Raw genomic sequence first — 8,505 nt, 5'->3', positions numbered from 1 at the left:
AACATCACACAGGCCCTAGGGGCGCCGGTGATGAGGTCACTTCAGCTCTTTCACAAACGTTCGAAGGTCGGGTGAGGGACGGACCCGCTCAGGCTTCGTCCGCCGGCACGACCGGCACGACCGGTTCCGTGAGTCCGGCGGCCAGGTGGTCGAAGACCGTCCGGAAGACGGCCTCGAAGGTGGCCTCGTCCTGCCGCACGCACCAGTGCTCCACGGCGACACGGACGGCCGTGGCGCCGACTGCGGCCAGCAGCCTCGGGTACAGCCCCAGGGCCTGGCGCCGCAGCTCCCCCTCGGCCGTCCCGAAGGGGAGACGGTCCCCGGTGAACAGCGGCGAACCGGCGCCGATGCGCTCCGCGAGCGTCTCGGCCAGCATGAACTCGTCCTCGACGTGGGCGCCGATGCTGCGCGCGAGCAGGTGCGGTGACCTGCGCAGCACTTCGGAGTGCAGCCGCCACAGCTCGTGCCGCTGTTCCACTTCCCCCAGTTCCGCGGCCAGCGCGTCGCGCAGCGCCGCCAGCGGGGGCACGTCGGCGGGCGCGGCGAGCACCGCCTGCCGGACGCGCCCGCTCGACTCCGCGCCCACCATCACGAACGCCTCGTCACGGGAGTCGAAGTAGTTGAAGAACGTGCGGGGCGACACACCGGCCGCTTCGCTGATCGCGTCGACGGTGACGTTCTCCGCGCCGTGCTCCGCCGCCAGCCGCACGGCGGCCGCCACCAGAGCAGCACGGGTCTCCCGCTTCTTGCGCCCCCGAAGTCCACCCTCTGCGGGGTCCCTGTCATGCACGTCGTGCAGGATACGCAAATATGCAGAGCCTGCAAAAATATATTCACCCCCTCCCGGCCCCCTCTCCTCCCGCTCTCTGGCGACCGTGCCCCTCGGGGACGCGAGGCGAGAGGGCCGCCCACGGTGGTGAAGTGCTCCGTGGCGGGGAGTTCGCGACCGCCCTCGGGGCGTACGCGGGTGATGGCCAGACCGTGGTTGCGGCCGGGTGAGGCCGTTCACGGACGACAGGGTGGACCCGGGGATGCGGGCGCCGGGCACCTCGCGGAGGAGGTCGCCCTCCACGTCGCGCATGGGGCCCCGGACGGTGGTGGAGTAGGGGTGTGCCGGGCGGCTACGGTCGGCCCGGGCTGCGGTCGGCCGGGGTGCTTTTGGTGGTACGAGGGCTTCAGTGCCCTGCCCCTGGTCTGTGAACCACGCTGTCGGTCGGAGTGAGGCAGCGGCGCACGAGTACGAGAGTGCGTTCCGTGACCGTATCGAGGGGGGTGCCGTGTTCGACGGCGGTAAGGGCCGTGTGCAGCATTCCGGCGATCAAGTCAGCCGTGAGTGCGGGCTCGGGAGCGCCGAGCTGCCGGACGGCTGCGCGGAACGGTTCGACTTGTTCCAGATGGAGTTCCATCAGCCGTTGTCGGCAGGCGGGATGGAGGCCGGCATTCATGAGGGCGGCGGCGGGCCGGTGTGCGCCTTCGGCGCCGAGGCGGAGGCTTTCCCTGAAGAAGGCTTCGACGCGTTCCAGCGGGCTGTTTGCGGTGGCCATGGCGCGGGTGAGTGCCTCGTTGGAGCGCCGGAAGGCTTCTTCCGTGATGGTGGCCAGGAGGGCTGCCGAGGAGTCGAAGTACTGGTACACGCTGGAGCGGGCCAGGCCCGCGAGGGCGCCGACCGCCGCCGGTGTGACGGCGGTGGCGCCCTCGTTCACCAGGATGTCGATCGCTGCCTCGATCAGTGCCTCGCGTTGCTGGGCGCGGTGTTCGGCGACGGTGGAGGCGTTGATCTTCGGCATGGGGGACGGACTCCTGGGTGGCGGACGGGGCCGGGATCGAGGTGCCGGTCTGCGGCCCCGGTCAGGACAGGCGGCCGTCGACCATCTCGTGGACCCGGTCGGCAGCGTCCATTATCGCCGTGTCGTGGGTGACCATGATCGTGGCCGTGCCGCGCTCATGGGTCTGTTCGGCGATCAGCTGTACCGCCTCGGCCGAACGTACGCGGTCCAGCGCTGAGGTGGGTTCGTCCACCAGAAGGACGGCGGGGGAGGTCATCAGGGCACGGGCCAGGCCTACGCGCTGGCGTTCGCCTCCGGAGAGCTGATGCGGGCGGGAACCGGCGCGGTGCGTGAGTCCGACCGCCTCGATGAGTTCGTCGGCCCGGGTCCGGGCTGCGGCGCCGAGGCGGCCGTCGATGTGCAGGGGCAGCAGGAGCTGTTCCCTCACGGTGAGGGAAGCCAGCAGATTCGACTGCTGGAAGACGAAGCCGATATGGCGACGGCGGGCCGCGGTGCGTTCCTTGTCCGAGAGGGCGGTCAGCTCGGTTCCGGCGATGTGCACGGTGCCCGAGGTGGGCTGCTGAAGGCCGCCGGCGACGGCGAGGAGGCTGGACTTGCCGGATCCCGAGGGGCCGACGACGGCGACGAACTCGCCGGGGGCGACGCCCAGGCCGACGTGGTCGAGGGCGGTGACAGCGCTGTCGCCGTCCCCCAGGGTGAGGGTGACACCATCCAGTCGCAGCCCGCCGGAACCCGCGGCGTCCGGGGCGATCCGGTGATCGGTGGAGGTCGTGGTCATCGGGTGGCTCCCAGAGCGGTCAGGGGGTCGACGGCGGTGATGCGGCGGACGGCGACAACGGCACCGACGGTCCCGAGGCCGATGAGCAGGCCGGAGGAGGTGGCGATGGCCGGGGCGGAGAGGGAGAAGGGGGCCTTGCCGATCATCACGCTCCCCAGGGCCAGGCCGACAGCGGTGCCGACGGCCGTGGCGCCGACGAGCACGGCGACGACCTGGGCGAGCGCGTCGCGCAGGATGTATCCGGTGGGGGCGCCGAGCGCCTTCAGCAGGGCGATCTCGGCCTTGCGCTGCACGGTCCAGACGGTGAAGAACGCACCGACGACCAGGGCGGAGATGGCGTACAGGAAGCCCTTGATCAGGGCCATGGTGCTCGACTCGGCCGTGTAGCCGGGGGACGCGCCGAAGGTGGTCTCCTTGGTGTCGGCGCGGGTGGCGGTCGCCTTCTCCACGACGGCGACGTCGGCACCCGGCTCCAGAGTCAGGGCGACGGCCGTGGCCTGACGGCGCGCGGCCTCGGGCAGGTCACCCGGCAGGCCGTAGTGCAGGTGCCGCCAGGTGTCGAGGTCGGCGTAGGCGACGCCGATGTGGCCGTAGGAGACGGTCTCGTCGACCAGGCCCACGACCTTCAGCCGCACCTCGCTCTTGTCCGCGGTCAGGACATCGCCCACCTCCACACCCAGGTCGGCGATCTCCCGGGTGATCACGATGCCCGCACTGCCCTCCTCCAGGCCCGTGCCCCTGCTGGGGCTGGGAGCCAGGGAGGAGTCCGGTGCCATGCCGAAGACGGCGAGGTTGACCTGCTCGCCCTTCTTCGCCCCCCGGGTCACCTGGGCGTTGGTCAGGGTGTTCCCGAACGGCTCCGCCCGCTCCACACCCGGGGCCTTGGACCATGCCTGCCAGTCCCCCTGCTCCACGGTCGAGCGGGAGAACTGCTCGCTGGTCGCCTTCTCGTCGAAGGCCATATGGGTCACGGGCAGCGCGCGCAGACCGGATATACCGGCATCCGCCAGGCCGGAGGCAAGTCCGGACAGGAGTACGCCGAGCACGGCGATGAGCGCGACCACCGCGCCCATCAGGGCGAAGCGACCGCGGGCGAAGCGCAGATCGCGTAGGGCAAGGAACACGGAATTCTCCGAGCGATGAAGGTGATGGGGCACGACGGCTGGGCACGCCAGCCCTTTACTCAAACTTGACGACTCAAGCGTCGGCATCTTATCGGATGTTCTCGACACGCCTGTCGGGACGTTGTGCGGACACCATGTGCACCGGCCGGACTCTCCCCACCGGACCGTCATCCCCCGGGAGCGTGATTCGGCTCCCGTGCGGGGTTGTGTCGGGTTCGCCGACCGGTCGGGTCGTTCACGAGGTTGGCCACCGAGATGTCGATCATGACTTCGAAGCGGGCCGAGGGCTTCACCGTCTCGGTCCAGGCGTCGGTGGATCACCACCGCAGAGAGCTATTCGTCACTTCGCCGTAGCTTCGGGAGAACGGGGCCGGCACCTTCGTGTAGCGCCCTGCAGACGAGCCAGCGCCCGGCCGGCACCGCGGGCACGCTGCGGGTGGCAGCCTGCTCCGCGATCAGCGGCGGCTGTCGCCGGGGGCGAGCAGACTGGTGAGCTCGGCGATCGCCTCCGGGGACGGCTTGAAGTAGCTGAGAACACCGCCTCGGCCCATTTCAACCACCTGATGCCGTTCGTCCGGCTCCGTACGGAAATGCACGGGTCAAGGTGTGCCGAACACGGAGGAGAGCCGGGCCGGCTGGAAGCAGCCGGAAACGCACGGTTGACTTGCGCTCCCGCGCCCTTCCCTCACACTTCCCGATCGCCGGGAATCCCGCCCGTCGCGCGCGATCCGGGGAATCCCGAAATGCCGTGCCGTACCGCGCGGGTCGCGACGGAATCCGGGCCGATGTGGATTCCGTCAGCCGTTACGGCATCGATGAGCTGGGGCGATGCGACGGGCCGAAGACGTACCGGCCGGTCCTGCGAGCGAGATCCCGGGATTTCGTCCTCCTGCTGTCGGATTTCCTCGGCGGCCCGGTCGCCGGCTGGCCTGTGACGCTTCTCGCCCTTCACAGTGGAGCCGATTCATTCGATGTCCGCGGTGCCGGGCACCGCACGGGAGTATTTCCTTGAACGCTTCTCGAAAGGCGGCCGGAGACGGTCGCAGGGCAGCCGTGATCGCATTGGCGTGCGCCGGCGTCTTCGTCGCCTATCTGCCGGTGACGACCGTCGCGGTGAGTCTGCCGGTGATCCAACGGGCTCTGGGCGCCACGACCGCGGACCTGTCGTGGGTCTCCGACGCCTACGTGCTGCCGGTGGCCGCGCTGATCCTCACCGCGGGCGTGTTCGGCAACGTGCACGGCCGCAAGAAGGTCTACCAGGTGGGCCTGGCACTCAGCGCGGCGGGCGCGGCGGTGTCCCTGAGCACTCAGTCGATCGGAATGCTGTGGGCCGGCCAGGCACTGGCCGGTGCGGGAGCCGCGGCGTTGCTGCCGGTGACGCTGGCGCTGATCAGCCAGGTCGTGCCGGACCACCGCGAGCGCGGCAAGTACATCGGCTGGTGGACGACCTGCATGATGGCGGCCATGGTGGTCGGCCCGCTGATCGCGGGTGTGATCGTCGAGCACGCCTCCTGGCGGTGGGTCTTCCTGCTGCCGCTGCCGGTGTCCCTGGTGACCATGGCGGTGGCCGCGCGGCTGCTGCCCGGTGACCGGGCCACCTCCCGGCGCAAGCTGGACTGGCCCGGTCAGGTCACCGCCGCGGTGGCCATGACGGCCCTGGTGTACGGGGTCATCGAGGGCGGCGCCGATTCGTTCACCGCTCCGCGGACCGTCGTCGCGCTGGTGGTGGCCGTGGTGAGCGGCTCGCTGTTCGTCGTGGTGGAGCGGCGCGGCGAGTCTCCGATGCTGGACCTGTCCCTGTTCCGCAGTCCGGCCTTCACGGGCTCCACGCTGGTCGTGATGATCGGCTTCCTCGGCCTGATCGGCTTCTTCTTCGTTCTGAGTCTCTACCTGGGCATGGTGCAGCAGCTGGACACCTGGCAGTCCGCGGTGCGCCTGGTGCTGGTCAACGTCGTCTCGATGATCATGGGAATGGTGATCGGGCCGGTGATGCGGCGGGTGTCGCCCCGGGTGATCATCACGGCCGGCATGCTGATCAGCGCGGCCGCCCTGCTGTCCCTGACGACGCTCGGTGTCACCACTTCGTTCGGGTCGCTGGCCTGGCGGCTGGCCCTGCTCGGCCTGGGCCTCGGGATCGCCTTCCCGTGCATCACCAGCACCGCGGTCTCCGCGGTGCCCGGCCGTCAGGCCGGCATGGCCGCCGCGGGCAACAACGCCTTCCGGCAGCTCGGCGGCGCGCTGGGTCCTGCCGTGCTCGGCACCCTGCTGGCGACGAAGGCGGCCGACACGCTGCCCGGTCACCTCGCCGAGGCGGGTCTGAGCGGCGGCACGGCACAGTCGATCACCGACGCGGTCGGGGCCGGAGGGCTGGGCGCCGTCGCCGGCATGGAACTCGGTGCGGACACCGGCCGGGCGATGGGTGCCGTCTCCGAGGCGTTCCTGGAGGGCCTGCGCCTGTGCCTGACCGTCTCCGCGGTCCTGCTGGTGCTGGCCGCCCTGGCCGCGGCCCTCCTGCTGCGGCGGCGGACGGGGCCGTCCGTCACGGTGGGCGCGGGCGGTCCGGGCGGCACGTCCGCCACCGAGGGCGCGGGCAGCGCGTCCGCTCCGGCGGGCGCGGGCGGTCCGGGCGGCACGTCCGCCACCGAGGGCGCGGGCAGCGCGTCCGCTCCGGCGGGCGCGGGCGAAACGTCCGGCATCGCCGTCGCCGTAGGGGCGGACGGCACGCCGGGCCGGCCCGCGGAGCGGCCGGAGGCCGCGGATGCGTCCTCCGGCCGGAACACGGGCGGCTCCCCCGGGCGATGACGCCCCCACCCGCATCCGTACCCGGTTCCGCGCTCTCGCGGCGCGGGACGGGGTACGGAGCGAGGACCGGAAGGCCGGGGCCGTGGGAGGACCGGCAGGCCGGGGCCGGAAGCCGGGGCGTCGTGCCCCGGGGCGGGCTCGGTCCTACGATGGCTGCCCGTCCCCTCCCCCGGCTCGCTCAGGAGAGACCAGCAGACCAGTGCCCCCCTCTCCCCTCGACTCCCTCGACCTCAAGCTGTTGCAGGCCCTCGAACTCGACGGACGGGCCTCCTTCAGCCGTATCGCCCAGGTGCTCGGGGTGTCCGACCAGACCGTCGCGCGTCGCTTCAGACGACTGCGCACCACCGTGAACCTGCGGGTCACCGGCATGACCGACGACAGCCGCCTGGGCAGGGACGGCTGGATCGTCCGGCTCGGCTGCAGCCGGAACACCGCGTCGCAGCTGGCCGGCGCCATCGCCGGACGGCCCGACACCCACTACGTCGACCTGGCCGCCGGCGGCACCGAGGTCGTCTGTGCCATCAGCCCGCGCAGCAGCCGGGAACGGGACGATCTCCTTCTCGAACGCCTCCAGCGCATCCCGCACGTCACCTCGGTCGGCGCGCACTGCATCCTGCGGTCCTACTACGGCAACTCCCTGCGCTGGCTGCGCAAGATCAGCGCGCTCGGCCCGGAGGAGGAGGCGGCCCTGCGTACGCCCGCCCCGGGGCCCTCGGCGTCGCCGGTCGTTCTCGACACCACCGACCAGGTCGTGCTGGAGACGCTGCACCGCGACGGCCGCGCCCCGCTGACCGCGCTGCAGTCGGTGACGGGGCTGTCCGAGACGGCGGTGAAGAAGCGTCTGGGACGGCTGCGGGACACGGGAGTGCTCCACCTCGCCGTCGAGTACGACCACGAGCCCCTCGGGCAGGGCGTCGAGGCGCTGATCTGGCTGACCGTCGCCCCGCACGCCCTCGCCGAAGCGGGCGCGGGGGTGGCCGGTCACTCGGCGGTGCGGTTCGCCGCCGCCGTCACGGGGCGGACGAACCTCGTCGTCTCGGCTCTGTGCCGCAACACCGAGGAGCTCTACACGTTCCTCAGCGAGGGGATCGGCGCGCTGCCCGGCGTGCACACGGCGGAGACCGTCCTCACGCTCCGCCGGGTCAAGACCCTCACCGCCGAGCACAGGTGACGCCGGGACCGGACGCGCGCACGGGGCTGCGTGGATGCCCCGCCGGCCGCGCGCGACGGTTCATCCGGACGGCGTCCAGCGGGGGGCCGTCTCGGCCCAGGCCCTCTCCCAGGCGGTGAGATTGCGGCGGCGCACGCTGTGGCAGGTCACGGCGTGGGCGGCAGCGCCGGTGAGGACGGTTCCCACGGCGGCGAGGAGGGCGCAGCCCATGCTGCGGCTGCGGATCTGTTCGCGCGTCAGCGGCGGCTCGGTCGCCTCGCCGTCGGCGGTGACCCAGACACGCACCTGGCTGCCGGCCGACAGACCCGGTGGGACCTCGGCCCGGGTGGTGGCGGTGCGCCCGTCGGGGGTGGTGAGACGGACCTCGGCCGGGTAACGGGCGAGCTTCGCCTCGTCGGATCCGGGCTCCGGATGGCGCGGGACGTCCTCGGTGAGGGTCGCGCTCGTCTCGTGCCGGGTCAGGGCCTGGTGGCGGGCCGTGTCCGTGTAGTGGCGGTGGGCGAGTTCCTCGACGACGACGCCCGCCACGGGTGCCACGACCAGTACGGCGAGCAGCAGCCCGAGACCGATCCGGGCCTGGAAACGGTCGGTGGGGCGGCGCAGAGGGTTGGGCCGCCGGCGCCACGGCCGCAGGCTCCGGGGCGGGCCGAGGCGGGGCCCCGGGGGCGGCTGCGCGGGAGGAATGGTGCCCTCCACGTCGTGACTCCTTCGGGGTGGGTCGGTCTCGGGGCGTAAGTCACCGGCGCCCGGCGGAATGTGCCGGGCGCCGGTGACGGTGCCCTCCGCACACGGCACCGCCTCGGTGAGGTGCGCACCGGGGTGCCCCACCGGACCGCTCCCGGT

7 protein-coding genes and 2 pseudogenes are annotated in these 8,505 nt (G+C 72.0%); 2 read left to right on the top strand and 7 right to left on the bottom strand.

Annotated features, from left to right (window positions below; translation table 11 throughout):
- Positions 1–88: 88 nt before the first annotated feature.
- From AOK11_RS26770 to AOK11_RS46475, 6 genes and pseudogenes are all read right to left on the bottom strand, one after another.
- Complete coding sequence (locus AOK11_RS26770) at positions 89–799, bottom strand: TetR/AcrR family transcriptional regulator (protein ID WP_055596289.1); 711 nt, start codon at positions 797–799, stop codon at positions 89–91.
- Between the two features lie 86 nt (positions 800–885).
- Positions 886–1,002 (bottom strand): annotated as a pseudogene (locus AOK11_RS42150) (methionyl-tRNA formyltransferase); the annotation flags it as partial.
- Between the two features lie 173 nt (positions 1,003–1,175).
- A complete protein-coding gene (locus AOK11_RS26765) occupies positions 1,176–1,787 on the bottom strand; it encodes a TetR/AcrR family transcriptional regulator (RefSeq protein ID WP_055596287.1) in 612 nt (203 codons plus the stop codon).
- Positions 1,788–1,848: 61 nt separating this feature from the next.
- Positions 1,849–2,565: an ABC transporter ATP-binding protein gene (locus AOK11_RS26760; RefSeq protein ID WP_055596286.1), complete on the bottom strand. Its 717-nt coding sequence runs from the start codon at positions 2,563–2,565 to the stop codon at positions 1,849–1,851.
- Positions 2,562–3,689 carry an ABC transporter permease gene (locus AOK11_RS26755; RefSeq protein ID WP_055596285.1) on the bottom strand — a complete coding sequence of 376 codons (1,128 nt, stop codon included), beginning with the start codon at positions 3,687–3,689 and terminating at the stop codon, positions 2,562–2,564. Before AOK11_RS26755 ends, AOK11_RS26760 begins: the two co-directional genes overlap by 4 nt.
- Before the next feature lie 455 nt (positions 3,690–4,144).
- Positions 4,145–4,225: pseudogene (locus tag AOK11_RS46475) on the bottom strand (site-specific integrase); the annotation flags it as partial.
- 472 nt (positions 4,226–4,697) lie between these two features.
- Here AOK11_RS46475 and AOK11_RS26750 point away from each other — a divergent pair.
- Positions 4,698–6,491, top strand: a complete 1,794-nt coding sequence (locus tag AOK11_RS26750) for an MFS transporter (protein ID WP_240497501.1) — start codon at positions 4,698–4,700, stop codon at positions 6,489–6,491.
- Positions 6,492–6,690: 199 nt separating this feature from the next.
- Entirely contained in the window at positions 6,691–7,662 is a 972-nt protein-coding gene (locus AOK11_RS26745; protein ID WP_055596284.1) for an Lrp/AsnC family transcriptional regulator, read from the top strand.
- Positions 7,663–7,722: 60 nt separating this feature from the next.
- Here AOK11_RS26745 and AOK11_RS26740 read toward each other — a convergent pair whose 3' ends face one another.
- The gene (locus AOK11_RS26740) at positions 7,723–8,358 is read right to left on the bottom strand and encodes an Rv1733c family protein (RefSeq protein WP_206188934.1); all 636 of its coding nucleotides are present in this window, start codon (positions 8,356–8,358) and stop codon (positions 7,723–7,725) included.
- Positions 8,359–8,505 lie beyond the last annotated feature (147 nt).

The organism is Streptomyces hirsutus, assembly GCF_001418415.1.
GTDB classification, from domain to species: Bacteria; Actinomycetota; Actinomycetes; order Streptomycetales; family Streptomycetaceae; genus Streptomyces; species Streptomyces hirsutus.
This window is presented reverse-complemented; position numbering and strand designations above follow the sequence as displayed.